This is a genomic window from Pseudomonas sp. TCU-HL1 (assembly GCF_001708505.1).
GTDB lineage: Bacteria > Pseudomonadota > Gammaproteobacteria > Pseudomonadales > Pseudomonadaceae > Metapseudomonas.
This window is the reverse complement of record NZ_CP015992.1, coordinates 3,979,739-4,006,089: the sequence shown is the minus strand read 5'-3', so window position 1 is coordinate 4,006,089 and position 26,351 is coordinate 3,979,739. Positions and strand designations below refer to the sequence as shown.

Annotated in this window: 25 protein-coding genes; 13 read left to right on the top strand and 12 right to left on the bottom strand. The window is 53.7% G+C overall.

Going from position 1 to position 26,351, the window contains the following annotated elements; translation table 11 throughout:
- Positions 1 to 32 precede the first annotated feature (32 nt).
- The 6 genes from THL1_RS29140 to THL1_RS18580 all read left to right on the top strand — a co-directional run bounded on the left by THL1_RS29140 (position 33) and on the right by THL1_RS18580 (position 8,631).
- Positions 33 to 251, top strand: coding sequence for a M48 family metallopeptidase (locus THL1_RS29140; protein WP_083245947.1), 219 nt, complete (start codon positions 33 to 35; stop codon positions 249 to 251).
- A 108-nt stretch (positions 252 to 359) separates the two neighbouring features.
- Positions 360 to 2,759, top strand: coding sequence for a type I restriction-modification system subunit M (locus THL1_RS18600; RefSeq protein WP_069084601.1), 2,400 nt, complete (start codon positions 360 to 362; stop codon positions 2,757 to 2,759).
- Complete coding sequence (locus THL1_RS18595; RefSeq protein ID WP_083245946.1) at positions 2,756 to 3,997, top strand: restriction endonuclease subunit S; 1,242 nt, start codon at positions 2,756 to 2,758, stop codon at positions 3,995 to 3,997. Before THL1_RS18600 ends, THL1_RS18595 begins: the two co-directional genes overlap by 4 nt.
- Positions 3,994 to 4,785 carry a hypothetical protein gene (locus tag THL1_RS18590; RefSeq protein WP_069084599.1) on the top strand — a complete coding sequence of 264 codons (792 nt, stop codon included), beginning with the start codon at positions 3,994 to 3,996 and terminating at the stop codon, positions 4,783 to 4,785. Before THL1_RS18595 ends, THL1_RS18590 begins: the two co-directional genes overlap by 4 nt.
- A 32-nt stretch (positions 4,786 to 4,817) precedes the next feature.
- Positions 4,818 to 7,925 (top strand): type I restriction endonuclease subunit R, encoded by a 3,108-nt coding sequence (locus THL1_RS18585; RefSeq protein WP_069084598.1) that lies wholly within the window; start codon positions 4,818 to 4,820, stop codon positions 7,923 to 7,925.
- Complete coding sequence (locus tag THL1_RS18580; RefSeq protein ID WP_069084597.1) at positions 7,915 to 8,631, top strand: M48 family metallopeptidase; 717 nt, start codon at positions 7,915 to 7,917, stop codon at positions 8,629 to 8,631. Before THL1_RS18585 ends, THL1_RS18580 begins: the two co-directional genes overlap by 11 nt.
- Positions 8,632 to 8,823: 192 nt before the next feature.
- Here the strand turns inward: THL1_RS18580 and THL1_RS18575 are convergent, their stop codons facing one another.
- The 4 genes from THL1_RS18575 to THL1_RS18565 form a co-directional block, all read right to left on the bottom strand.
- Entirely contained in the window at positions 8,824 to 9,129 is a 306-nt protein-coding gene (locus tag THL1_RS18575) for a hypothetical protein (protein WP_069084596.1), read from the bottom strand.
- A 147-nt stretch (positions 9,130 to 9,276) separates the two neighbouring features.
- On the bottom strand, positions 9,277 to 9,633 hold the full coding sequence (locus tag THL1_RS29795; protein ID WP_145928341.1) for a hypothetical protein: 357 nt from the start codon (positions 9,631 to 9,633) through the stop codon (positions 9,277 to 9,279).
- The gene (locus THL1_RS18570; protein WP_069084595.1) at positions 9,633 to 10,031 is read right to left on the bottom strand and encodes a DUF6957 family protein; all 399 of its coding nucleotides are present in this window, start codon (positions 10,029 to 10,031) and stop codon (positions 9,633 to 9,635) included. The genes THL1_RS29795 and THL1_RS18570 overlap by 1 nt, the downstream gene beginning before the upstream one ends.
- A 3-nt stretch (positions 10,032 to 10,034) precedes the next feature.
- Positions 10,035 to 10,481 carry a hypothetical protein gene (locus THL1_RS18565; protein WP_069084594.1) on the bottom strand — a complete coding sequence of 149 codons (447 nt, stop codon included), beginning with the start codon at positions 10,479 to 10,481 and terminating at the stop codon, positions 10,035 to 10,037.
- Positions 10,482 to 10,783: 302 nt separating this feature from the next.
- Here THL1_RS18565 and THL1_RS31440 point away from each other — a divergent pair, with 302 nt between their 5' ends.
- Both THL1_RS31440 and THL1_RS18555 read left to right on the top strand, forming a co-directional pair.
- Complete coding sequence (locus THL1_RS31440; protein ID WP_069084593.1) at positions 10,784 to 11,242, top strand: helix-turn-helix domain-containing protein; 459 nt, start codon at positions 10,784 to 10,786, stop codon at positions 11,240 to 11,242.
- A 79-nt stretch (positions 11,243 to 11,321) separates the two neighbouring features.
- Positions 11,322 to 12,344 carry a hypothetical protein gene (locus tag THL1_RS18555; protein ID WP_145928340.1) on the top strand — a complete coding sequence of 341 codons (1,023 nt, stop codon included), beginning with the start codon at positions 11,322 to 11,324 and terminating at the stop codon, positions 12,342 to 12,344.
- A 217-nt stretch (positions 12,345 to 12,561) separates the two neighbouring features.
- Here THL1_RS18555 and THL1_RS29790 read toward each other — a convergent pair whose 3' ends face one another.
- The 7 genes from THL1_RS29790 to THL1_RS18525 all read right to left on the bottom strand — a co-directional run bounded on the left by THL1_RS29790 (position 12,562) and on the right by THL1_RS18525 (position 21,553).
- Entirely contained in the window at positions 12,562 to 13,314 is a 753-nt protein-coding gene (locus tag THL1_RS29790) for a hypothetical protein (protein WP_145928339.1), read from the bottom strand.
- Positions 13,311 to 13,637: a hypothetical protein gene (locus THL1_RS18550; protein ID WP_069084591.1), complete on the bottom strand. Its 327-nt coding sequence runs from the start codon at positions 13,635 to 13,637 to the stop codon at positions 13,311 to 13,313. Before THL1_RS18550 ends, THL1_RS29790 begins: the two co-directional genes overlap by 4 nt.
- Before the next feature lie 352 nt (positions 13,638 to 13,989).
- Positions 13,990 to 15,099 carry a tyrosine-type recombinase/integrase gene (locus tag THL1_RS29135; protein ID WP_177343841.1) on the bottom strand — a complete coding sequence of 370 codons (1,110 nt, stop codon included), beginning with the start codon at positions 15,097 to 15,099 and terminating at the stop codon, positions 13,990 to 13,992.
- A 317-nt stretch (positions 15,100 to 15,416) separates the two neighbouring features.
- Positions 15,417 to 16,427: a hypothetical protein gene (locus THL1_RS18540; RefSeq protein ID WP_069084589.1), complete on the bottom strand. Its 1,011-nt coding sequence runs from the start codon at positions 16,425 to 16,427 to the stop codon at positions 15,417 to 15,419.
- Positions 16,420 to 18,567, bottom strand: a complete 2,148-nt coding sequence (locus THL1_RS18535; protein WP_145928337.1) for a tyrosine-type recombinase/integrase — start codon at positions 18,565 to 18,567, stop codon at positions 16,420 to 16,422. Before THL1_RS18535 ends, THL1_RS18540 begins: the two co-directional genes overlap by 8 nt.
- Positions 18,542 to 20,485 (bottom strand): hypothetical protein, encoded by a 1,944-nt coding sequence (locus THL1_RS18530; protein WP_145928336.1) that lies wholly within the window; start codon positions 20,483 to 20,485, stop codon positions 18,542 to 18,544. The genes THL1_RS18535 and THL1_RS18530 overlap by 26 nt, the downstream gene beginning before the upstream one ends.
- A 255-nt stretch (positions 20,486 to 20,740) precedes the next feature.
- Complete coding sequence (locus THL1_RS18525; RefSeq protein ID WP_237234733.1) at positions 20,741 to 21,553, bottom strand: deoxynucleotide monophosphate kinase; 813 nt, start codon at positions 21,551 to 21,553, stop codon at positions 20,741 to 20,743.
- A 67-nt stretch (positions 21,554 to 21,620) separates the two neighbouring features.
- On the opposite strand from THL1_RS18525, the gene THL1_RS18520 reads away from it, so the two are divergent.
- From THL1_RS18520 to THL1_RS18505, 4 genes are all read left to right on the top strand, one after another.
- Complete coding sequence (locus THL1_RS18520) at positions 21,621 to 22,007, top strand: dTMP kinase (protein WP_083245944.1); 387 nt, start codon at positions 21,621 to 21,623, stop codon at positions 22,005 to 22,007.
- Positions 22,000 to 22,986, top strand: coding sequence for a DNA polymerase III subunit delta' (locus THL1_RS18515; RefSeq protein ID WP_069084587.1), 987 nt, complete (start codon positions 22,000 to 22,002; stop codon positions 22,984 to 22,986). Before THL1_RS18520 ends, THL1_RS18515 begins: the two co-directional genes overlap by 8 nt.
- 35 nt (positions 22,987 to 23,021) lie before the next feature.
- A complete protein-coding gene (locus THL1_RS18510; protein ID WP_028627861.1) occupies positions 23,022 to 23,378 on the top strand; it encodes a PilZ domain-containing protein in 357 nt (118 codons plus the stop codon).
- Between the two features lie 67 nt (positions 23,379 to 23,445).
- Entirely contained in the window at positions 23,446 to 24,228 is a 783-nt protein-coding gene (locus THL1_RS18505; RefSeq protein WP_069084586.1) for a TatD family hydrolase, read from the top strand.
- A gap of 223 nt (positions 24,229 to 24,451) precedes the next feature.
- Here the strand turns inward: THL1_RS18505 and THL1_RS18500 are convergent, their stop codons facing one another.
- Positions 24,452 to 25,585, bottom strand: coding sequence for an aminotransferase class V-fold PLP-dependent enzyme (locus THL1_RS18500; RefSeq protein ID WP_069084585.1), 1,134 nt, complete (start codon positions 25,583 to 25,585; stop codon positions 24,452 to 24,454).
- A gap of 74 nt (positions 25,586 to 25,659) precedes the next feature.
- On the opposite strand from THL1_RS18500, the gene THL1_RS18495 reads away from it, so the two are divergent.
- Entirely contained in the window at positions 25,660 to 26,298 is a 639-nt protein-coding gene (locus tag THL1_RS18495; RefSeq protein WP_069084584.1) for a TetR/AcrR family transcriptional regulator, read from the top strand.
- The last annotated feature ends 53 nt before the right edge of the window (positions 26,299 to 26,351 follow it).

Below are 26,351 nucleotides of genomic sequence, written 5' to 3'. Positions count from 1 at the left end.
GGCTTCCCTAGGGTGTGCTACGTACTTCAGTGATGCTAACACCAAATCACAACATCGAAGCCCAGCGCATCTGGCTCAACCTAGAGCTGGCTGAGAAGCCCTTGCAGTGCTTGGAATATATCCTCATGCATGAACTGGCTCACCTACACGAGCGGCATCACAATGGACGCTTCATTACTCTACTTGATCAGCATCCAACTCCGTGGCGAACCCAACGTCACGAGCACTATTCTGCTGCCGGCCAAGGATGAGGCCTGCTCCGCATTTCTGGTACTCTCGCCCCATCCTTTCGGCAGGGACGCGGACGAGGCCTTGACCCTCTGCTACCTGCCATTCCGCATTGCAAGGTAGTACGCCCGATGGCCATCAAGAAATCCGAACTCTACTCATCCCTTTGGAAATCCTGCGACGAACTGCGCGGCGGGATGGATGCCTCGCAGTACAAGGACTACGTCCTGGTACTGCTGTTCGTGAAGTACGTTTCGGATAAGTACGCCGGCGACCCGAACTCTCTGATCGAGGTGCCCGAGGGTGGTAGCTTCGCCGACATGGTGGCGCTCAAGGGCGACAAAGAGATCGGCGACAAGATCAACCAGATCATCGCCCGCCTGGCCGAGGCCAATAACCTCACCGGCGTCATCGACGTAGCGGATTTCAACGATCAGGAGAAGCTCGGCAAGGGCAAGGAGATGGTCGACCGCCTGTCCAACCTGGTTAGCATCTTCAACACACCGGGTCTGGATTTCCGTAGCAACCGCGCCCAGGGCGACGACATCCTCGGTGATGCCTACGAATACCTGATGCGCCATTTCGCCACCGAGTCCGGCAAGAGCAAGGGGCAGTTCTACACCCCAGCCGAAGTGTCGCGGATCATGGCCCAGGTTATCGGCCTGGCCGGTGCTACCGACAGCAAGCAGAGCATTTACGACCCGACCTGCGGCTCGGGCTCGCTGCTGCTCAAAGCCCACGACGAAGCCAAAAGCACTACCGGCCTCGACTTGGCCATCTACGGTCAGGAAATGGACAACGCCACCAGCGCCTTGGCCAAGATGAATATGATCCTGCACGACTGCCCAACGGCGGAAATCTGGAAGGACAACACCCTGTTCGCGCCACATTTCAAAGACCCGATGGGTAACCTCAAGCTGTTCGACTTTATCGTCGCCAACCCGCCGTTCTCCACCAAGGCCTGGAGCAATGGCTTCAATCCAGCCGAGGACGACTACAACCGCTTCAGCTACGGCATCCCACCCGACAAGAACGGCGACTACGCCTTCCTCCTGCACATGCTCACCTCGCTGAAGAGCACCGGCAAGGCGGCAGTGATTCTGCCCCACGGCGTGTTGTTCCGTGGCGGTGCCGAAGGTGTGATCCGCAAGCGCATCCTCCAGCAAGGCTATATCCAGGCCATTATCGGTTTGCCCGCCAACCTGTTCTTCGGCACCGGTATTCCCGCCTGCATCATCATTCTCGATAAAGCCGGCAGTGCCGGTCGCAAGGGCCTCTTCCTGATTGACGCTAGCAAGGGCTTTATCAAAGACGGCAACAAGAACCGCCTGCGCGAGCAGGACATTCACAAGATCGTCGATGCCTGCACCCAGCAACGCGAGCTGCCCAAGTTCTCGCGCCTGGTGCCACTGGCTGAGATCGAGGCCAATGACTTCAACCTGAATATCCCGCGCTATATCGACACCAGCGAAGCGGAAGACCTGCAAGACATCGACGCCCACCTTCATGGCGGTATCCCCGAGCGCGATGTGGATGCCCTGCAAGCCTACTGGGAGGTGATGCCTAACCTGCGCAGCGCACTGTTCGCCCCGCAGCGGCCCGGCTACCTGCAACTCAAAGTGCCGCAGGCCGAGATCAAGCCCAGCATCTTTGCCCACCCCGAGTTCACCGCTTTTAACCAGACCATCAGCGGCCTGTTCGATGCCTGGCGCAACGAGCATCGCCCACGCCTGCAAGGCATCACAATCGGCGACCGGCCCAAGGCGCTGCTCAATACCTTGGCCGAAGACCTGCTGCATCGCTTCGAAGCTGCGCCGCTGCTGAATGCCTACGACGTATACCAGCACCTTCAGGACTATTGGTACGCCACCTTGCAGGATGACGTTTACCAACTGGTAATCGACGGCTGGCAGCCGTTGATTGCCAGTGGCCTGAGTAAAGGCGAGCCGAACACCGACCTGCTGCCGCCTGAACTGATCGTGCGCCGCTATTACGCCGCCGAGGCTGCCGCCATCACTGAGCTGGAGGCCAAGCGCGACGCCATAAGCCGCGAGCTAGAAGAGCTGGACGAGGAACAGGGCGGCGAAGATGGCCCGCTGGCAGAAGGCAAGACCGACAAGGGCAAACTCACCGCCGCCAGCGTCAAGACTCGGCTGAAAGCCATCAAGCACGACCGGGATGCCGATGAAGAACGTCTGGCGCTGGAGCAGTGCCAGACGCTGATCGAGCGCGAGGGCGAGGCCAGCAAGAAGGTCAAAGCCGCACAGAAAGCGCTGGATGCCAAGGTGCAGGCCCACTATGCCCAGCTCAGTGAAGTTGAGCTGAAAACCCTGGTGGTGGACGACAAATGGCTAGCAACCCTGCAAGCCGATGTGCAGACCGAGCTGGGTCGGGTGTCCCAGGCCCTCAGTGGCCGTATTCGCCAACTGGCCGAGCGTTATGCCACTCCATTACCGGCGCTAAATGCCGAGGTGGAAGCGCTGGCGGCCAAGGTCAATGCGCACCTGGCGAAGATGGGGTTTGCGGTATGAATGCAGAAGTGAGGCCGGGGTATAAGCAGACCGAGGTCGGAGTTATACCTCAAGACTGGGAAGTCAAACGACTACGAGACATCTCACCATCACAAACAGTAGGCCTTGTCATAAATCCAAGTTCATATTTCGATGAGGCCGGAACAATACCAATGCTTGTCGGTTCGCATGTCAGTGAAAACTCAATTTCATGGCAAACCGCGAATAAAATTACCGAGAAGAGTAACAATCAAGTTTCCGCTTCACGACTGTATGCCAACGATTTAGTCATGGTTCGTGTTGGCGAGCCTGGAGTTACAGCTGTAGTCCCTCCTGAGCTTGATGGATGTAATTGCGCTTCTATGATGATCATAAGGCAAGGCCGAGCATTTGACTCTACCTGGCTTTGCTATGTCATGAACTCGGATATTGGCCGAAAACAAGTCGAGAACGTACAGTACGGCACCGCACAAAAGCAGTTCAACATCAGTGATGCTGTTAATTTCGTCTACCCGACACCTCCATTTGCAGAACAGAAAGCAATAGCTTCTGCTCTTTCTGGAGTTGAGTCAGTGATCACCAGTCTAGATCAACTGATCGCCAAAAAGCGTGACATCCAGCAAGCCGCTATGCAACAACTCCTCACCGGCCAACGCCGCCTGCCGGGGTTTAGTGGAGAGTGGGAGGTGAAGCGACTCGGAGATGTTGCTTCATTAAGTCGTATCAACGTAATCCCATCTGCAACGCCAGATAAAACATTCACGCATTTCAGCTTGCCCGCTTTTGATGAAGGCAAGAGGCCTGTCAAAGAGTCAGGAGCTACAATCGGCAGTAACAAATTTTCAGTCCCTATTGACGCAATTCTGGTTTCGAAGCTGAATCCCAGAATTCCTCGTGTATGGCTACCAAAAAACATACCGACTAACGCCGTTGCTTCAACAGAGTTCTTGGTGCTAACGCCCAGAGATGGCGTGGTACGGGAGTTTCTGTACGTTACTTGCAAGTCATCGAGCTTTTGCGCACAGATGGAACTTTCTGCAACAGGAACAACTGGTAGCCATCAGCGCATTAGCCCTACGAGCACCCTTGGCTTATTAGTAAACGTGCCATCTGACAACTCCGAGCAAACCGCCATCGCCACCATCCTCTCCGATATGGACACCGAACTCGCCGCCCTTGAAGCTCGCCGCGACAAGGCCAGCCAGCTCAAGCAGGGAATGATGCAGGAACTGCTGACCGGAAGAGTGAGGCTTGCATGAGCCGGCAGGAGCCAACGAGTCTAGGACGGTACTTGCTACTCATAGATATTCTAGGGTTTAGCCGACTTGTGCGCACTAAAGGTAGCGATGAGATATTAAACGTTATAAATAAAGCGCTTGATGCATTCAATCGTTGGGAAAAATTAAACGGCGCCTTCAAAACAATCTACTTCTCCGACACTTTTCTTTTCTATCAAGAGCCGCAGGGGTATGGCGATTGGGCATTTTTGGATTCTTACGCAATCGGCTCTTTCATTCTGACTACTCTTCTAGCAGAAGGAATACCCGCAAGAGGCGCAATTAGCTTTGGTTCATTTGAGGTTCACAATGACAAATCTGACAAACATCAGGTCTACTTTGGTACTGCTTTGGTAGAGGCACATGAAGCCGAGCAAGCAGAGAACTGGATTGGAATAACCATACTTCCATCCGCATGGCAGCCATTTGAAGAACAAAATCCAGGAGCCATCTCCGCGTTTCAAAGTGAGAAAGCATGGCTCATGCGCGAAGCTGACCAAGTACTTTTGCTAAATCCGTTCATAAAAATCCGTGGCTGGCACATGTACGACTTAATGGGCGAAATTGACGCACCTTATCTAGAGTGGGATCAGCCCGACTTTCCCAATGAAATCAAAGCATTCAGGTTCTTAAAGAACGCCACCGAAAAATATTTAACAGAACCAGAGCCGAAGGGCAGGATTGCACAAAAATACCTTGCAACGGACTCATTTATTAAAACGATATTCGGCCCAGAACTTTACGATTGGGCCTGTAAAATCAGTTCGTGATCGCCAGAAAATACTCGGAGCAAATTGGACGCATGAGCACTGTCGGCCAGATCGAAAAAAAGACCCAGCAACGCGTCGCCAAGCTGTTTCAGCAGGCGCTTGGCTATGAACACCTCGGCGATTGGGTCGAACGCCCAAACAACGCCAATATTGAGCCAGACCTTTTGCGCGGCTGGCTGGCAGAGCGGAGCGTCGAGGCGAATCTGGCTAGCCGGGCCATCTTCGAGCTGAACAAGGCCGCCAATGACTCCAGCAAGGGCCTGTATGACCGCAACAAAGCGGTGTACGAGCTGCTGCGCTATGGGGTGAAGATCAAGCCGGAGGTGGGTGAGAACACCCAGACGGTGTGGCTGATCGACTGGAAGCAGCCTGATCACAACCACTTCGCGATTGCCGAAGAAGTCACCATCAAAGGTGCTGATGCCAAGGCCAATACCAAGCGCCCTGATATCGTGCTTTATGTGAATGGCATTGCCCTAGGTGTGTTGGAGCTGAAGCGCTCCAAGGTCGCGGTGAACGAGGGCATCCGGCAGAACCTGGATAACCAGAAAGCCGAATTTATCCAGCCGTTCTTCTCCACCATGCAGTACGTGATGGCCGGCAACGATACCCAGGGCCTGCGTTATGGAACCATCCAGACCGGCGAGAAGTACTACCTGACCTGGAAAGAGGAACACGCGGACAGCGCCGCTGCCGACAATCTGCTGGATCGGCATCTGCTTCAGCTGTGCAACAAGACGCGCTTTCTGGAGCTGATCCACGACTACATCGTGTTCGACAGCGGGGTGAAAAAGCTCTGCCGGCATAACCAGTACTTCGGCATCCGCGAGGCGCAGCGCTACCTACGTCGGCGCGAGGGCGGGATCATCTGGCACACCCAGGGCTCGGGTAAATCCTTGACCATGGTCTGGCTGACCAAGTGGATTCGGGAAAACATTCAAGACTCGCGGGTGCTGATTATCACCGACCGCACCGAGCTGGATGAGCAGATTGAGAAGGTGTTTACCGGCGTCAATGAACAGATCGTGCGTACCACCAGCGGTGCTGATCTGATCGACAAGCTCAACCAGCCTTCGCCCTGGTTGCTGTGCTCGCTGATCCATAAGTTCGGTGCCCGCGAAGATGCCGACGTGGAAGGTTTTGTAGAAGAGCTACGCAAGAGCCTGCCGCCGGACTTTCGCGCCAAGGGCGATCTCTATGTGTTCGTCGATGAGTGCCACCGCACCCAGTCCGGCGAGCTGCACAAAGCCATGAAGCTCATCCTGCCCAATGCGGTGTTTATCGGCTTTACCGGCACGCCGCTGCTCAAGGCCGATAAGCAGAAGAGCATTGAGGTGTTTGGCCGCTACATCCACACCTACAAATTTAATGAGGCCGTGGCCGATGGCGTGGTGCTCGACCTGCGTTACGAAGCCCGAGATATTGATCAGAACATCACGTCGCAGAAGAAGATCGATCAGTGGTTTGAGGCCAAAACCAAGGGTCTAAATGACCTGGCCAAGGCGCAGCTTAAGCAGCGCTGGGGCACCTTGCAGAAGGTACTGTCGAGCCAGTCGCGACTGGAGAAGATCGTCGCCGACATCCTGCTGGATATAGCCACAAAGCAGCGCCTGGCCGATGGCCGAGGCAATGCCATGTTGGTAACCAGCAGCATCTTCGAAGCCTGTAAGTGCTACGAGCTATTCAGCAAAGCGGGCATGGGTGACAAGTGCGCCATCGTCACTAGCTACAAGCCATCGCCTGCTGACATCAAGGGCGAGGCCACCGGTGAAGGGCTGACCGAGAAGCTGCGTCAGTACGCCATCTACAACCAGATGCTGGGCGACAAAGACCCGGAGACCTTCGAGAAGGAAGTGAAACAGCGCTTCATCAAAGAGCCGGGGCAGATGCGCCTGCTTATCGTGGTGGACAAGCTGCTGACCGGCTTCGACGCGCCTTCAGCGACCTACCTGTATATCGACAAACAGATGCGCGACCACGGCCTGTTCCAGGCCATCTGCCGGGTCAACCGCCTGGATGGTGAGGACAAGCAGTACGGCTACATCATCGACTACAAAGACCTGTTCAAGCAGCTGGAAGGTGCCATTGGCGACTACACCAGCGGCGCGCTGGACGGTTACGACGAGGCCGATGTGGCTGGTCTTTTGGGAGACCGGCTGAGCAAGGCTCAAGACGACCTGGAAGATGCTCGCGAGGCGATAAAGGCGCTTTGCGAGCCGGTAGAGCAACCGAAGGATACGCCGGCTTATCTGCGCTTCTTCTGCGGCACCGACTCTGGCAACGCCGAGCAGCTCAAGGCTAATGAGCCCAAGCGCCTGAACCTATACAAAATGACCTCGGCGCTGATCCGTTGCTTCGGCAATATCGCCAACGAGCTTGAAGAGGCGGGTTACAGCCCTAAAGAAATCGCCGAGATCCAGGCCGAGGTCGATCACTTCTCCAAAGTGCGTGATGAGGTGAAGCTCGCCAGCGGCGACTACATCGACCTCAAGGCTTACGAGCCGGACATGCGCTTTTTGATCGACACCTACATCCGCGCCGAAGATAGCGAGAAGATCTCCGCCTTCGACGATATGTCGCTGATTGAGCTGATCGTCGAGCGCGGCGTGGGTGCCATCGACGCACTGCCCAAGGGCATCCGCGAAAGCCAGGAAGCGGTCGCCGAAACCATCGAGAACAACGTGCGCAAGTTGATTATCGACGAGTCTCCGATCAACCCGAAGTACTACGAAACTATGTCCTCGCTGCTCGATGCCCTGATCGCCAAACGCAAAGAGGACGCCATCAGCTACCAGGAATATCTGGCCGAGGTGGTGGAACTGACCAAACAGGCGAAGAACCCCACCAGCGCCAACAGCTACCCTGGCTCGATCAACAGCAACGCTCGCAAGGCGCTGTATGACAACCTTGGCCAGAACGCTGGCCTGGCATTGGCTGTAGATGCCGCCGTGCTGGATAGCCGGCAGGACGACTGGCGCGCCAATGCCATGAAGATCAAACGCGTGCGCCTGGCGATCAAGCAGGTATTGGATCAATGGGGCAAGGATGTTGCCGAAATCCAGGGCGACTACCAAGCCGGCTCGGACAACGAGCGGCTGGAAACCTTGCTGGAACTGGTCAAGCATCAGCATGAGTATTGAGTCCCGCAACATCACGGTCAGCGGTTTGACCGTGGAGGTCGTGCGCAAGCCGATCAAAAACCTGCACCTTGGCGTTTATCCGCCGCAGGGCCGTGTGCGTGTGGCAGCTCCACTGGCAGTCGACGATGAAGCGGTGCGCTTGGCTGTCGTGGGCAAGCTCGGCTGGATCAAACGCCAACGCGCGAAGTTCCAGGCCCAGCCCCGACAATCACAGCGGCGCATGGTCAGTGGTGAAAGCCATTACTTTCTAGGCCGACGCTACCGCCTGCGCGTTCACGAAACCACGGGGGCATTACGCATCGCCCTGCGTGGAACAGCCACTATGGATCTGTTTGTGCGCCCTGACACAACAGTCGAACGCCGCGAACAGGTGCTGCACGACTTCTACCGGGCCGAGTTGAAGCGCCTGGTGCCGGAGCTGCTGGAAAAATGGCAGCCTAAGTTAGGGGTTGAAGCGCGCGCCTGGGGCATCAAGCGGATGAAGACCAAGTGGGGCACCTGCAACATCGAAGCGCGCCGCATCTGGCTCAACCTTGAACTGGCCAAGAAGCCCGTGCAATGCCTGGAGTACATCCTGGTGCATGAACTGGCTCACCTGCATGAGCGGCATCACAACGACCGTTTCACAGCCCTCCTCGATCTGCATTTGCCGCAATGGCGACCGTTGCGTGAGGAGCTGAATGGTTCAGTGCTTACAGAGTTTTAAGGCCTGACACAACAACCCAGTGTGGTGAGTGGACGCCAGATCTTTTGGTGCCCAAAGCAAGGCATGGCGCTAAGCGGTTGATGGCAGTTGTTGACCAGATTAATTAGCGAGAAGGACGTGGCCAGCTGCGTATTATCCAAGTGCCAGCAAAATAGCAAGCGGGAAGAATCCACCCCATGTAGATACAAGATTTCACACTTCAAGCTCGATCTCTAATTTCTTGCGTAAAACACGTCTTATCGCTTCCGTATCCAATGGCGTATCAACACGATAGAAGGCCTGCCAAACCTCCCAATATAAAACTTCCGGAGCAGGGTGAGCCCAACGTTCGCACTCGCTTTTGGCCTTTTCCATCAAGCCATCCACTGCTTTTCGATAATCATCCGGTACTGACTTCCCACATGTGTAATGCCAAAGGTAATAGTACTCCTTCTTGAGTTCGCATAAGTTCTCAATCATCTTCGCGAGGATCTGATACTGTTCGGCTATCGTCGGCATTGATGCATCGCCCTGGTAGTGAACACACAGAGGAATCTTAGACGACTCTTTGCGGTGCGTACATAAGCATGAATGAACATAATCTGATATCAGTCAGGCTTTACCAAGGTCTTGGCAGGTAAATCTGCTTTTCACAAGCAGCAGAAGTTAATTCAATAGGAGCCAAGGCAAGCGCAACTTAGCTTCCCCAGAAGCCCTGAACTGCATCAGCGAATACCAGCCGATTTTGCGTTCAAAAGTCGCGATGACATAGAAGCTGCCGCTCGTGGTATGTAGTACCCAAAAACCGTTATCTTGATGAAGGTGAATTACATCAGACGTGCGAATTGTTGTCCCTTCTTTGAATACTTTCCGTGAGCTGCGATGGCTGAAAACCCGACCCACGCCAGATCTTGCGAAAATATGGACATCAGTCAAATATCCTGTGACGCGCCAAGAAAAATTGGCGTTTTGTGCTTTGATAAGGCTTAGCTTGGTGCGTCTCGACAGTTCGTCCATTGGCATCAAAAAATACGCCCAAGGTTCTCAAGGGAAGTTTTTGTTCTGATGCCATCGCCGATCAGGATGTAAATCGTATTTAGTGTCTGGAAGATGAAGTCGTCTTCGAATTTATGGAGATAACTTGTGCGTACAAAGTCGCCAACATCCCACTTACGCTGACTGTCGTAAATCACGGTGTGTGCGTAGATGACGACTGGCTGCCGGTTGGTTCTAACTAGTTCGTCTCGTTGCTCTTGAGTTACATCTAAATCGAGCCATCTCCAATTGGAAACTAGGCAGTATTCTGCATAGGGGTGGCGCTCACGGACAATCCGCACAGCCTCATCCTGACCGACCTTGGATCCAGACATTGGTTTTCCATCGCCGTAGAGCAGATCGGTTATCTCATGCAATTCTTTCATCGCTCAGCCCCCGTAATAGCGGCGCGCCGGAGACTCGGCGGTGTAGAGCACTACATCAGACCCCATCTGAACTTGACTGGACATGACCTTGGAAGGGCCGCCGAATTGATAGCAACCAAACTTGGTGTGGACGAGGTGAAGTAACTCGCCACGTTTAGTTCGCTCTTCGATGAATTTCAGGACATCCGCGACGGCAATTCCTTTGTTGTCGGGAAAGTTGCAGCTAACGACCGTCTGGAAACTGCGGATGTAAAGCCCTTCGCCAGGGGCATTAAGGGTTCGTTTGATGATCTCTGGATCATTTGTAGCGATGGTGTTTACAACGCCATTAGTTTCCATGCTCGCAAGCGTGATGCTCATCCATCGCTCGCTGCCTATTTTGTTGAGGCACCAGAGGCCTGCGCTTTCCGACCTGAACTCAAAGTCTATATGTCCTGCTTGGGCAGCCATCGTGTTTCTCCGCTTCAAATATTTGTTCAGTTGCTACGTCGTCCCACGGGCAAGTCGTAACCTTTGGTGCTAGGAGCACAAGTTGGGCATTGCTTTTTCGGACTCGGTTGGCTTGGCCTCGCCGTAGGCGTTCCGCTGGCTGGCTGGCTGGCTGGCTGGCTGCCTGATTGCCTGGCGCCAAAAATTTCAATTGGCATGTATTGACAGGCTTGCTGCTATGATGCTCGCCACATGGTTAGCATAATAGCTAACGATGCGGCGCGTCAAAGCTGGTTTGATCCTTGTCTTTGAGCGCAAAGAATATGAGGTTCGAAAAAGTACTGGGACAGGTGCTCAGAGACATCAGGCTCCAAGCAGGACTCTCGCGCACTGAGTGTGCAGAGCGAATCCACAAAGCAAACCTAAGCAAAATTGAGAACGGTCAGACTCTCCCCCGTCTCGATACGCTTGCTGCACTCTGTGAGCTGATGGGTGTAGCTCTTGCGGATTTGCTTTTGATTGTCGAAGCGCGCCAATCTGGTCTTGCCGTCGAAGATCAGATACATAGGAGCAACAAAAGGCTCAGGGCGTTGTTTGAAGCAGGGCGGTTTGAGCCTGTTAGCCAAGATGATGCTGCTCGTGGGATCCGAGGGCAGAAAGCGGATAGCACACGTGCAGCCGTCTCGCGGTTACAGACCGAAGGGCTGAGCAAGGAAGAGGTGGCTAGGAATTTGGATCTGGGGCTTCGCACTGTTCAGCGGTATTGGTCTAAAGCTGAGTAGCGCAGGTAACTTGACCGCAACGATGCGCTTGTAGTGGTCAACTTCCGCCGCCACCTCAAGCGATATGCAGGAGCATCAATTGACCACTGAAGTCACTGAAGTCACTGACCTAGAAGTTGGTACGTCCTATGTCACTGAAGAGGTCTATTTTAGTGGCGGACTACGTGGGTTCCCCACGAATCGTGGATGGGCGCTTTATCCAATCTCGGACGATCCGAATTTCGACGCACTAGTGTTTGAGAGCCCGCAAGCGCACCTGCACTTTGCAACCCAAGAATGCGGCATGCGGTTCATCGGCACATGCGTACGCTATGAGCTTGATGCCGATGCGCCCACAATGGATGTCTGGGAGTCTGGCGGAAGAGATCCAAGCAACAATCTGAACGCAGCGGACTCTTGGAGCGCTGTCGGGCACCAAGCGGAAAAAGCAGGCGATAGCAAATACGCTACTTACGCGAAATCTCTGAGCGTTAGCCTGAAGCTCGCAGGCCTGCGACTGCGGGACATTTCGAGAAAGTATCACGATCAGTTGAGGTGGGCGCTTCGTGCTCGAAAGAGGCCTGGTGCTTGGTTCTCAAATGCAGCGCTACTAGAACTCTATGCAGATTGTCATTCGCTAGCCTCCGAGCTTTCTTCGGCTCGCGATCACTTTGCTAGATTGGCTGCGATCCACGCCGGGGCTCCAGATAGGATTGACAGCCTAGCGCGCTTAGAGGACTGGCTCAGTAAAGAGATCAATTGTAGCCACGCGAGCCGGCCCATCGTGGCTCTTATGCTCACGGCCTCAGGCTCCAAGGAGAATCCAGGTTGGCTTCGTAGGCTTGGCGTAATGCGCAACGAAATGCTGCATACCCTTCCAATGGGCGCCAACACGCGCGTCTCCGGACTGACACTTCAAGAGCTTGCCACGAGTATGGGGGCGATCACAGTGATTAGGCTGGCGGAGCCGTTGAGCAGAAGGCCACTGGCCAATCAAGACCCTGATCCTCTGATTGAGTTGTCCCAACTCAGTACTGAAATGGAGCAACTCTGTCGCGCAGGATGGAAGCTTGCAAGGTATCCAGCATCGTTGCCTCACTTCGTTGCGAAGCCTGGTGCATAAGAACTCACCCGGAGCGGATCAGTGCAGATGCTAGCGCGCGCGACGGGCAATGCTGAGGTGCGCGAACTGCTGGATGGAGCCGTGGGTTCATTCTGAACCCTATAGCTCAGCCGAAAGCATTCAGGCGGGTGCTGAGAGCCGGGTTGTAGTGACGATGGCCGGGCGGTAGTGGGCTTTTAGGCCTACTAACCGCTCATGAATCGTCGCACTTTCCTCGCTAAAGATCGAAATTCTCCGCCCAAATCGTGGAGTGACCTCTTTCAATGCAGAAGTCATACATGCCTGCAAAGTCGTGGATGCCACGTCTTGTCAGTTCGGCATGAATTTCCTTTAAAATTATGACTCCATTGTTAATGTCTAATGCATGTAGAGGTGCTGTAGCAACACTATCCACGTGCGCAAACTGTACTTCGGAGGTGTCAGAGAATGCGACGTCAGTAAACTCGCATCGAGTGATTCCGTATCGACGGATGCGTTGCCTCTTCAGTTGATTACGCTGCTCATTGATATCGCTTGCGAAGGATGTTCTAAGATCATTTAATATTGAATGAGAAGTAAGCGCCATGTAAATGGCCCTTACATACTTAAGATAAAGATTGTTCTTGCCAATTGTAGATTGAATTCTGGCGTCGAGCAGCCCGCAGAAGTCGGGGCCTGATATGTATAATTCACCATCAAGCGTGTGGGGAGTCGCAGGTGAGGAATAACCGTTAATTCCTTGCTGCCAGTGATAATTTGCCGCGCCAGAACTGCCCGTTCTTAGTAGGTTATTTAGCTCGGAAGTCTTGACGAAGCATAGTCCGTTAATCCGAACCAGGATAGCCCGGCTAAATGCGTTCTCTATCGCTGTTAAAGTTCTTCTGTGTAAGCGGCTGAGTAGAGCTGCATTATATTCAATTGCTTGCTGCTGCAAGTTGATATCAAGATCGGATAAGGTAAAAAAACTAGTTGACGGAAAGTTCCCTCTCATAGTTTTCCACCTGAAACGCGATGGAATGTTGTATTGATGTCCGCGCAAATTTCATTGTAATCCAAGCCGGTGTTGGTGTTTTTCTTTCGGTCAGGATGGAATAGACTCAGGTAGGAATTTTTCAGCTCCTTAGCCTTCTTTACGTCGACCATATGTATTCGCTTAATCCCTAGGAATTTATCGAAGGCCGAGTTGTTGATTTTGAAATAAAAAGCAAGTTCGTGCTCTTTGGTCTTAAAGTACCCTGAGTATTCACTGTTTTTTAATAGGGGACTTTTTTTAATGGGCTCTTCATCTTTTTTGAGAGAAACTGTAATTTCCATTCATACCTCAAGGTAGTGGCTAAATCTTGTTGATCTGGTCGCTGTTGCCTCGGACTCTAAATGTAATAAGGGGCTGCGCGCAACGATGGCAGGAGTGCCCGATGCCTGCGTCCGGAGCTCACCGATTACCAGAGGCAGGGTTGGATCAAATGCCGACTTCGCCGACCGATTGCTCCTGCCGACAGCGACCTGTCAAAAAGGGGCTAGCCAACGATCAGCGCAAAAACGCCCAGCGTGAGGCTGGGCAAAGCATGGAGTAACGATCAGCGAGCTCCCATCTGCCTCAGAGAGGAAGGGGAAGTCGCTTTCAGAGGCTTTGTAGACTAGGTCGTATCCGAGCACGATGTAGCGATCAGCTTGGAGGACATGCAGGGGTGCGGTGGGCAGCGCCCTCGTCATCGCTCCCCATGTCATTGGGTTCACTTTGCTCTGATTGTGCGGCTTCGTGGGAAAGCACATCGGAAGGCAGCTCAAGGTCTCGAATGAAGGCGGTTACGCTACTGTGCGGGCCAGAGATCAGGTCTAATGACTTGCCCTTGTGCAGCTGCAACACGATGCGAGCCATATCAACGTAATACTTGAAGGTTGTCTCAAGATTCTCATGGCCCATCTGATTGATGAGCACCTGTGCAGTCGCCAGGTAAAGTACCTCAATGTTTTCGCTCAGTAGCCTATCGCCAAACGTTCGAATGATGTACTGCGTGGGCCACCAGTGCCGTGATTGGTAGAAACTGAGGTGCTGCCTGAAGGTAGGGTCGGCTTTGGTGGCGGCCAGTTTGGCGTCAAATGTCCGCGCTGCAATCATTTTTTCCGTAACGGGATCTCCTTTTTTGTTCAGGAACAGGATCCCTGGTGGGCAAGCCTTGCCATACTTCTGTTTGTATAATTTCTTTCTTTCGCTGTAATAGGGAGTGATGTAGTTGGCTTCCAGCGCTCGAAGATCATCCATGTTGATAACGATGGTTCGATCTTTATTTCCTTTACTCATCTCGACGGTGTAGAGAACAGTAGAATTTCTATGATCCATCTCTGAGTATGGAAGGATGTGTTTGTTAGGGCCATTTCCAATAAATGGAAACTTAACCAGATCCATCGGTCGCATTGCTGTTCCGAGGGCGAGGGCGAACAGGCTTTGATAAACCGGGTCTGAGTAGCTCTGCAATAACAGCTTAATCTCGTGGTCTGTTATTAAGAAATTTGAGGTTCTTTGACGGTTCTTTTTGTCAAGTACCCAGATGTTATCCGAGTCTATTACGGTCTTGGCTTGGCTGCGGACATAGTTGAGCATGCTTGTTTTGTGGAATCTTGCATGCCAGGTTTTTAGCGTCACCTTAACGTTGGTTGGATGGTTATTTTCGTTCAGCCATCTGAAAAACGTTAATAGTATCTTCGCATCTTCAAAAATGGTGAGAGAGCTAGGGCGCAAAGATTGCTTTCGTACGCGCTCGATCTGACGACTCACTTGCCATCTTCTTATGTCACGATTATCGGCTAGCACATGGTAGTCGCTTAGGTCTCTGCCTTTCATCTTCTTTTGAGTGGATAGAAAACGGTAGAACATTGAAATTATACTAGCATATCTAATTGAAGTTTTGATTGAGGAGCGTGTCGCGCTGTAAAGAAATACATTGGGGTGAGAGATTAGGATGTTTTTGTTGTTATGGTGCGCAACAAGAATGCAATGCTTAACATCCAGGGATGTTTCGATGCTTTTGTATTGAATCTGTTTGATGGAAATTTTAAGCATTTTAATTATTGGGCTTGGAATGTGAAAAGTAGTTAAACTTTGAACGACAGTATGCTATCAAAGCCCCAAGACATCACAGGGTTATCTGCTGTGTCTGCACTCTTTATTTCCATGTCGGGTAATGGATTCTTGTAGAAGAATGATCGATGGGCCTTTTTTGTGGCATCAGAACTTTGAAATGGGATGTGAATGCTTCTTTTGAATTCGCTTGGTACATGCTTGAGAAAGCCTGTCACTTCGCTTCGTGAGAACAGGGGGAGCCGTACTAGTATGGTAAACTCCCCAGGGGCTCCGAGAAATTCATCAGTAAAGGATTGAAAATCGGATATATAGCGCTCGGCAAAAATCACCACGTGAACTTCGGGTGAGCCCTTAAAAGTTTTTATCTTCTCTCGGATCTTTACGATGGCGTCTAGCTTTCTATCCTCAAAGCTCGACAGATCCTTGTCGAGTTGATATGAAGCGCAAAATCTTTCAATGTCGACATTTAGTGCAAGTTTTTTGTTAGGTGCAGTGGCTGCGGATCTTTGAGATATCGCGAGTCCCGCCCGCAACTCTAAATCTTGAATCTGCTTTTTCAGTTCTGCATTGTGAAGAGCATGCTTTTCGAGCGTGCTGCGAAGCGTAGTGCTCTCAAACAAAGAAATGTCCGTATTCATGAGTGAGGTTATATGGCTGTTCAATGCAGCCTCTAACTGACGCTCGTGTCGAACTTCGATTTCGCGAATTCGTTGTTTCCACTTTCTCTCAGTCTCATTAACTGCTGACTGAGTGCGTATCAGGGACTTGGTCTCATTGCCATTAACCAGCTCAGCGATATCTCTCTTGCCAGCTATAAAAGGCTTGAGATCCTTGTAATAGCGATCTAATGCTTGTCTGCTAATGCCGGCGCGCTCTGCAACATCTACAAGCTTAAGCTTTGCGGTGCTTCCTGATAGATAGTAGTCGGTGATAATTTTTATAAGGATCGCGCGTCTTTCAGAGATCGCCTCTCCATCCGGGCTCTGATTAGGGTATGCATTGCTTTCGGATGAGTTAGACATGCTTGGCCTCTATAAGTGGGCTTGCTGAGTGGCCAGTCGATTCCAGGTTATCTAAATGAACTCTCGTTGCCGCAATGCGGCGTTGCAGATCGTGCTCGGCTTTTATCGAGAGCTTTCCATTTGCCGCGTCGAGTATGCTTGAGTAGAACTTGATGTTATCGGATAGCGCCTGCTTGGCCGATCCAAGGATCACAACTTTCTTGCATTCAGGTTGGCAGTTTTCCGGGGCAGGCAATATCAGTTCCCCAGCGACATGCTTTCCAACTAAGCAGGGAGGAAGGTTGTCCTCGCTGAAACGCTCGCCTGTTAGGCAGTATGTCCCTACCGCTGTGCGACGAATGAACAGCGGTTCGCCAGCTTCGAGCAGGTGAGTAATGAAGCTAAGTAAAGACAGTCTGATATTCTTGCCGCTGAACTCATCCGGACGAAGGCTAATCTTCTGGAAAATTCGATCCGCCGCATCACCGGAATAGATGCCAAGGCGGATCCCTGCAACGATCTCGTGAAAGTCTTCGGTGTAGTTTTGCTCAATCGCAATGGCAACGCTTCGAACCATGAGAGGGTTGCGCGCAATGTAGCGAAGGGTCATTGCATAGCTCTTGTGGCCAAACAAAGCCCTGATGATGTCTACATTTCGTTCATCCCGATTAATGAGAATCTCGGCAATTGTTTTGCGGAAGCGGTGGCAGTGCAGACGATCAATTGGCAATTCTGATTTGAGTTGAATGATTACGTAATTAATCAGTGCCGGAGTGGCTTTGTTAACTGTCTTGTTAGATTTTTGAGTCTGGAAGAGCCAGCCTTGCTTGGTGAATGGAGCAAAGCTCCGCAGTTTTTTGTACTTCAGTAGCATTTCGCCGATGAATTTCGGAAGAGGCAACTTGTCAGTTTCGCCCTTGATGGGGTCTTTTGCAGTCTTCCACCGTGTTATTCGGAGCCAGTACTCGCCACCTTCTATGATTAGGTCGTCGAAGTGCATAACTGCAAGCTCAGCCTTTCTGGCTCCAGTCACAAGGGCCATCAAGATGAAAACCGCATTACGAACCCGATCTAGAGCTTCTGCGTATGCTGTAATCCACGAATAAGTAAAGTACGGGGTATCCCCGTGGTAGCGTAAATTTTTAGCTGGTGTCATAACGCTTTCACCCTCTATGGTGATCGTCATGGCCCGTTCAAGTTCTACAAACGGTTTTTTTCTGGTTACCGTTTGGTCAGAAAGAGAGATAAGGTCTTCGCTGATCAGGAAGTTTCTCAGCTCTTCCAGTTTAGGCATTACACCTTCGACCCAGAAAAGCGCGTAATTGATCAATACCTCTAGGTCTTCTTCTGAATACGAAGTCCACCCATCCAGCGTTCCTTTGAAGCGAGATGCGACGATTTCTTTCCGCCTTTCGGGGGTATCGATCTTCCGAAGGTCTACTTCCAGTCGAAGCTCCTCTGGAATTAATTTGTGCGTAGAAAGATTGATCCAGTGCTTTACTAGTTTGAAAAGGTTGAAGGCATCACTCTTGGCGCCCTTGCTACGGGCGTCCTCAAAGGCGTTAGCTAACATAGGAACCGAGATCATCTTGATGCACTTCGGTTCGGCTGAGAGCTTATTTGGCCAAAATATGTACTGCTCTAGCAGCTTGTAATTAGTGCCATAGGCTTTTGTAGTGCTGCACGCGCGTATGTAGCTAAATGGGGAGAACTGAGGGATAACGTAGTAAATCAAAGCGCGCTTCAGATCGTTTGAGCCAGGTAGCTCTCGGTCGAAGCGAATGTTGTTCGGGAACGCGTGCGTTCCATGGCTGAGCTTCCACATCCTGTCCCGATACATAGATGATTCGCTCACATGGAAGTCTCCCCCTGTTTCCTTGAGCTTTGCAGCAAGTGATAGCGATGGGGTGGAAAAGCTCATATCGAGCTCCTCAGCGAGCGCTTCCAACTCCTCTAGGACGGACTCGTCATTGTCTTCGTCTATCTCGTTGAGCATAGCGTCGTCATCTTCGAGCCCAAGAGAATCGGCGTCGTCGTTCTCCAGTTCCGGTTGTGCGGATTCAGGGGATTCTTGGCTTGCAGGGAGTTCTAGCTCGTGCTGTAAACTAAGATTTGATATGTCTTCTGATTTTTTATTAGACATCGTGGTCTTCGCTTTCAAAAATGATTTCTAGGGCCGCTAGGTCGCGAGGAAGAAGAGGTGAGTTGTGGCGACGATACCGAGCAGCCATTGCGATTTCATCTTCATCGCCCCATTCGTCTAGAATGTATTTGATTGTTTCAAGTTCATTTTCGAGACGAGAGAGGAAGCCAACATCCGATTGCTCCCCGAGAAACTCTTCTATGTGTGAAAGGCGCTCCATCAAGTAGGGCAACGAATCTTCGAAGATCCGTACCTGGCTGCAAAATATGCATTCTTTGATTGCGGAGCATTTACGTCCTTTGCCGATGTAGTGTTCCGATCCTGGCCAGTCTGGATTCTTCTGATCTGCGCAGCCCCACAGGGCACGTTCTTTTCCAGGGATATGGAAGACTTTAATATTGGCAGAGGCATCAGCTTGCGCCCTCTTTCCGATAAGCCCCTTGAACTGGCGACTCCTTAGGAGGGCTACAATGTTTTCCAGTTCGGAGCGCAGCCGCCTAAGGCGCTCGTATTTTGCTGCCGCCGAGTTGTCATAGAAGATGTCTGTGGTCTCTCGGTCAGCATGTCCGAGCGACGATGACAAAAGCGCAATTGGGTTGTACTTCTTCTTGTACTGAAGCCAAGTTGGGCGTAACCGACGGGTCAATTCTTTCGCCGTTGTTAGTCGCTTACCTCCATCAATGACTTCATACTGCTTAAGGAACTGCTGCACCCCTACTCGAAAGGTTTTAGGGTGGGCTATCGAGGTATGGCGTCCTGCTTTCCCCCACTCCGCCCATGGCCTTATGCACAAGAACAATGGATTTAGCCGCTCTGCTTTGATAAGTGCGGGGAGATAGTCGAACGGGTAATTTTCAAGCGCAGTGGAAAGATCTTGGGCAAGAACGATCAGGTTGAACGTGCTATAGGGTTCATCGTCTCTGGATGCACTGATCATTCGCTTGGGTACGTCAAAGGGAATGCCAGGCTCTTGTGACTTATTTTTTTCCGAGAAAATTACTCTTACATTGGATTCTAGCGTGCTAGTCAGTGCGTGCTCGAAATTGTCCTTGTCGAGCGCAAGCACTGTTTCTTTGTTCCAGTTTGACTGAAGCATCAGAAACAGGACTGTGGATGTCATGTCCACAATGTTTGGGTAGTAAAGCGAGAGAAGCTCGTCGATCCTCAGAACTTTATTTTTGCTGATGCCGCGATTAGCCGTTGTGATGCGGTGAAGTAGGATTTTTACAATGTCGTCGCAATCGTCTGGTATTACCGTAAGCGATGTACTGGTGTAAGCTTTATTTAACTTGTTGAGGTCAAAACTAAAAGGAAATCCGTGGGCGATGAATGTTTTTACTGCCCGAGCGTAGTCAATGGGCCAGTTTGCGAAGCCGCCAGTGTCAAAGGGGTTTTCAACGCTGCTGCACGGGAATAGGTGCGCGTCACGATCATAAATTCCATGAAATTGATTTATGCCATTTTTGTTTCGAGGGAGTGCCTTGATTTCAGGATCGGTGCTAATCAAGAAGCGATTGTAGTAAACAGAGTCTCTTGGCCTGCTTTTCGATGCAATACAGTATGAAGCCCATTTGATCAGATTCTCCTTTGTTGCTTTAGGACGAACTGCATCCATCACCTCTTCGGCGGTATATGGTCTTGCCGAATCTACCTGAAGCCGAAATGTAAGCTTCTGTCGCATTAAGCCAGTATGTGTGATTAGTGCGTTTTGCAGGGTTTCGAAACCGTCAGGCTCCAAAGGGGGGGTGCCTCGGTTTCTGGCGACCTCCACCTGAGGTAGAGTAATGGGGGGGAAGCTCTCATTTTCCTTTGCTGCTGACGCAATTGCTTGCCTGAGTCCTTGTGCGCATGTAAGAGGAACATCCTTTCCACGTAGATAGTCGACATATCCCAAAAAAACTTCTGAGTTTATGTCGGTGTACTTGGAGATTTGCAAGGACTGAGGGTTTCTTTGGTTATGTAGTGCCCTGTAGTCCAAGAAGTGTTCTATTGCCTGTCTCAATAAGTAAGCATGACCGTGGGTTCTGTTGGGGCAGTAAAGCACAAATAGCCAATGTAGCATCTGGCAAATATTGGAAGATGCCGTAAAGTTAGAGTTATCTAAGTAGCAGCACTTTACTCTCACATCATTTGACGTGGTGATGCTTGTGATCGTGTGAGCGTTGGCTGTCATGCAGGTGCTCGCTTTATGTTACTTATTATTATTTTTGTTATGCGCAACCCACGCCTTATCCACAAGCATCTTCAAGTCACTCAGCGATCCATCGTTAACAATGACTATGTCCTCTGGAGACTTGTTGATCCCGAATTCTGATGAGTGTGCTTTGACCTTGAGGACATCCGGACGGACGATGTGCCAGATTTTTCCGTGGTGAGTACGCAGGAACGCTGCCTCATTTTCGAAGCGAACGTCTTTGATGATGATCGTGGTGGCGTCTTGAGGTATTTGCTCACGGCGCTTGGCGATGTCGACTGGGCGAGCCGATCTTCGGGCGGCATAGTCGGGGAACATCGCTTGAGCAAAGCCACGCAGGAGATCCTGAGCCTCGGCGGGGCTCAATCCCCAGTACCCATCCTTTATGTGGACGCTGTCAGGATTCCAGGCTTGGTCATCAGTGAAGCCGAAGATCGCCTGGGATGCGAGTGCGAAGGGGGCTTCGGGCAGGTCGAGGTTGATCGGGAAGGTGGGGCTTGGGGGGAGCGCGGGGGGGTTGATCTCCCTGTCCGCTCTCATCAACCAATGGTCTGCGTTATGATGGCGCATCCATTCAGTCCCAACGGTCTGAAAGAATTCTCGCGGTGAGTAACCCCAGAGCTGGATAGTTTTTTCTTTGATGTCGTCATGCCAGGCCTCTTCATCGGTTAAGCCGAAAAGCGCCTGACAACCCACCTTGAGTGGATCTGCCAACGCATAGGCGGCTACACCGGGGTAGGTCAAAAGCATTGACGCTACGGTGTCTTTTCCAGATCTTGCTAGGGCGGCAAGGCCGATGATCGCTCTCACGTAGGGCTCCTGATTTTCGCTCAAGCCCTTATGGTTCCTGGGCTCTGTTGCGTTTACATTTTACAAAATGGATTCTAATTCTTCTATGTTTACGTTGGCAACAAACAGGAAACAAGATGCTACCTACGCGTATCAAGGTGGCGGTCGCGGCCTCTCCGAGGCGCGTATCGCCGTGTTGGAGAATTTCGTCCAGGGCGAACTGCGTCCCGACCTGACGCTGGTATTTGACTTGCCGGTGGAGATCGGCCTGAGTCGCGCGGCCGCGCGTGGTCGGCTTGATCGATTTGAGCAGGAGCATCGCAGCTTCTTCGAGGCGGTGCGCCGGACTTACCTCGAGCGCGCCCAAGCGGCACCGGAGCGTTACACGGTGATCGACGCCTCGGTCACCCTGGCTGAGGTCCAGCAGAGTCTGGATCAGCTTCTTCCCGTCCTGCTGGAGCGTTGCCATGGCTGATGCCTATCCCTGGCAGGACGGGCTCTGGCAGCAGTTGGCCGGACGCCCGCGCCATGCCCACGCGTATCTGCTCCACGGTCCGTCCGGCATCGGCAAGCGAGCCCTGGCCGAGCGCCTGATGGCGCGACTGCTGTGCCAGAACCCCGCAGGTTTGGATGCCTGTGGTCAGTGCAAGGCCTGCCTGTTGCTGGCTGCCAACACTCACCCCGATGCTTTCGTGCTGGAGCCCGAGGAGGCTGACAAGGCCATTCGCGTCGACCAGGTACGTGAGCTGGTGGGGTTCGTGGTCCAGACCGCGCAGCTCGGTGGGCGCAAAGTGGTGCTGCTGGAGCCGGCCGAGGCCATGAACCTCAACGCTTCCAACGCCTTGCTGAAAAGCCTGGAAGAGCCCTCTGGCGATACGGTGTTGCTGCTGATCAGCCACCAGCCCAGCCGGCTGTTGCCCACCATCAAGAGCCGGTGTGTTCAACAGGCCTGTCCGCTGCCCAGCGAGGCCCAGAGCCTGGCGTGGCTCGCGGCGGCGCTGCCCTCGGCTTCAACGGATGAACTGCACGAGTTGCTCGTCCTCGCCGGTGGCTCGCCGCTTTCGGCGCTAAGGCTGGAGGGGCAGGGTGTGCGTGCCCAGCGCGCCGAGGTGGTCGAAGGCGTCAAGAAGCTGCTCAAGCAGCAGGTCGGGGCGAGCCAGCTGGCCGAGGGCTGGAACGCTGTCCCGCTGCCGTTGCTGTTCGACTGGTTCTGCGATTGGGCGCAACTGATGCTCCGCTTCCAGCTCACTCGTGACGAGTCGGGGCTGGGGCTTGCCGACATGCGCAAGGTCGTCCAATACCTGGCCGACAAATCGTCGCAGCGCAAGGTCATGGCTATTCAGGATTGGTTGCTGCAACAGCGGCAGAAAGTCCTTAACAAGGCCAACCTCAACCGTGTCTTGCTTCTCGAAGCGCTGTTGGTGCAGTGGGCAAGCCTGCCCGGGCCGGGCTAGAATCGTTGGCTGAACCCGCTTGTCAGGAAAAACGCATGAGCTTGCCGCCAAACCTGGGCCCGCGTAACGGAATCCTGTCTTTGACCATCAAGGACAAGTCCGTGCTGTATGCCGCCTACATGCCGTTCATCAAGAACGGCGGCCTGTTCATTCCGACCAACAAGACCTACAAGCTGGGTGATGAAGTGTTCATGCTGCTCAACCTGATGGACGAGCAGGAGAAGATCCCGGTCGCCGGCAAGGTCGTCTGGATTACCCCCAAGGGCGCCCAGGGCAACCGCGCTGCGGGCATCGGCGTCCAGTTCAACGACGGCGACAGCGGCGCCCGCAACAAGATCGAGACTTACCTCGCCGGCGCCCTGAAGTCCGACCGTCCCACCCATACGATGTAACCGGCCGTCAGGCGCGGGCTGCAAGCGGCAGGCTCGAAGCTTGATGCCGGCGCCTGGAGCCTGAAGCATGTTGATCGACTCCCATTGCCACCTGGACCGCCTCGACCTGGCCGCCCACGGTGGTTCCCTTGACGCTGCCCTGGAGGCTGCCCGAGCCCGCGGCGTCAGTCAGTTCCTTTGCATCGGCGTGAGTGCCGATAACGCCGCTGCGGTGAAGTCCCTGGCCGAGCGATACGAAGACGTTCATTGCTCTGTCGGCGTTCACCCGCTGGATCTGCAGCCGGGCGAAGCCTTGGCGCTGGACTGGTTGCTGGGGGAGCTGGAACATCCCCGTGTGGTCGCCATCGGTGAAACCGGACTGGATTATCACTACGAGCCGGAGGCCGCGGAGCTCCAGCAACAAGCGTTCCGCCTGCACCTGGACGCCGCCAGGGTGACTGGCAAGCCGGTGATCGTGCATACCCGAGAAGCGCGCGAGGACACGCTGGCGCTGCTGCGCGACGCGGCGCTACCCCAGGCTGGCGTGCTGCACTGCTTCACCGAGGATTGGGACATGGCTCGCGCGGCGCTGGACCTTGGCTTCTATATCTCCCTGTCCGGCATCGTCACGTTCCGCAATGCCGACGCACTGCGTGAGGTGGCGCGCCAAGTGCCGGCCGATCGTCTGCTGGTGGAGACCGACTCGCCCTATCTTGCCCCCGTTCCCTACCGTGGCAAGTCGAACCTGCCGCAGTACGTGCGCGAAGTCGCCGAGTTTCTCGCGGAGCTCCGTGGTGTGGCTTACGAGGAATTCGCGCGGCAAACCAGTGAGAACTACCTGCGCCTGTTCCCTCTGGCACGGCGCGGATAAAAAACGCGCGCAAAAAAAACCCGGGTTCTGGGGGATGAATCCGGGTCAAGACCATTAGGAGTAAAACAAAGGAACGCGATCCACGGTTCCTCGACTGGCTGGGCACTTGGGGGGAGATGCCGCGCGCCAGTAAGAAGAAGTATTAGCCAATATCCCCATGCGTCCACATCGCTTTGTGGCGTTTCTTAAACGTATTTGGAATACACAGGAGGCGGCTGAGTCCTCATCCGTCTGCCATCTGGCGTAGCAGCGCCAGGGTCTCTTCGATTACTCGCGGCTCGGTGTAGAAATGCGGTGAGAAGCGGATGCCGCCACCGCGCTGGGCGCAGACCACTTGCTCGGCCCGCAGCCGCTCGAACAGGGTCTGATTGTCCCAACCGTCCAAGCGGAAACTGAGGATGCCTGCGCGGCGGGCCGGGTCTTGCGGGCTAAGCAGTTGCGTGCCAGGAATCCGCGCCAGTCCGTCCTGCAGCCATTGCACCCGCTCCCCCAGGTCCCGCGCGACCTGCTCCATGCCCACTTCACTTAGCAGCGAGAGGCTCGCTTCCAGCGCTATGGCGCCGAGCATGTTCGGGCTTCCGCACTCGAACCGGCGTGCGGTGGGCGAAGGCTCCCAGTCGGCGCGCTCATAGTCGCCAGGGTGCTCCAGCATGTGCCAGCCGTACTCGTGGAGCTTCAATTGCTGGCGCAGGTCGCTGCGGCAGTAGAAGACGCCCAGGCCTTCCGGGCCCAGCATCCACTTGTGGCCGTCGGCCATGGCGAAGGCGCAGTCGATCGACTGGACGTCGAAGGGCAGGGCCCCCAACTGCTGGATCGCGTCGACGCAGAACAACACACCCCTCTGGCGGCAGCCATGACCCAGGCGCTGCAGGTCCAGGCGCAACCCGCTTGCGTATTGCACGGCGCTGATGGACATCAGCCGGGTTCGTGGCCCGCAAGCCGCCAGCAACGCAGCTTCTGGGTCGGGGCCGCCCAGCGACACTTGGAAAGTCTCCACGCCAAAGCGCTTCAAGGCTTCCCAGACCACCCGGTTGGAGGGGAACTCCTGGTCGCTGATGACCACCTGATCACCTGCCGTCCAGTCCAGACCAAAGGCAACGAACGACAGGGCTTCCGATGTATTCTTGACCAATGCCAGGTCGGCGGTGGTCGGTGCGTTCAGGAGTTTGGTCAGGTGTTCTCGGAGACGACGTTCTACTATCAACCAGTCCGGATAGTCCCTCGCGCCAAGGCGCAGGTTCTCTTCGGCGAAGCTCTGGACCGCGCGGGTCGCGCGTTTCGGCCAGGGCGCCACCGCCGCATGGTTGAGATAGCGGAGCCCATCGGCCTGGGCAAACTCATCTTGCAATAAGCTCATAGTCGGATGATCCGTGCATTTTTGCGCCAGATAGGCATAATACTCGGCTTGATTTTTGACCCCACAGTCCTTTTATGCAGAAAGAACCCCGTAAAGTCCGTGAGTTCCGCCGCCGCGAGCAGGAAATTCTCGACACCGCCCTCAAGCTCTTTCTAGAAGAGGGCGAAGACAGCGTTACCGTCGAGATGATCGCTGACGCAGTGGGTATCGGCAAAGGCACCATCTACAAGCATTTCAAGTCGAAGGCGGAGATCTACCTGCGCCTGATGCTCGATTATGAGCGCGACCTGAACGCGCTGTTCCATTCCGCGGATGTGGATCGTGACAAGGAGGCGCTGTCGCGGGCCTACTTCGAGTTCCGCATGCGCGATCCGCAGCGCTACCGCCTGTTCGACCGCCTGGAAGAGAAGGTGGTGAAGAACAGCCAGGTGCCGGAGATGGTCGAACAGCTGCACAAGATCCGGGCTTCCAACTTCGAGCGCCTGACCCAGCTGATCAAGGGCCGGATTGCGGAAGGCAAGCTGGAAGATGTGCCGCCTTACTTCCACTACTGCGCTGCATGGGCTCTGGTGCATGGCGCCGTGGCGCTCTATCACTCGCCGTTCTGGAGCAACGTTCTGGAGGATCAGGAAGGCTTCTTCCAGTTCCTCATGGACATCGGCGTGCGCATGGGCAACAAGCGCAAGCGCGAAAGCGAGTCGCCCGCCGGCTGACGTATTCAGTACGCCTATATCTCGGTCCGAGGCATGTGTGGTGCCGGCCGCGG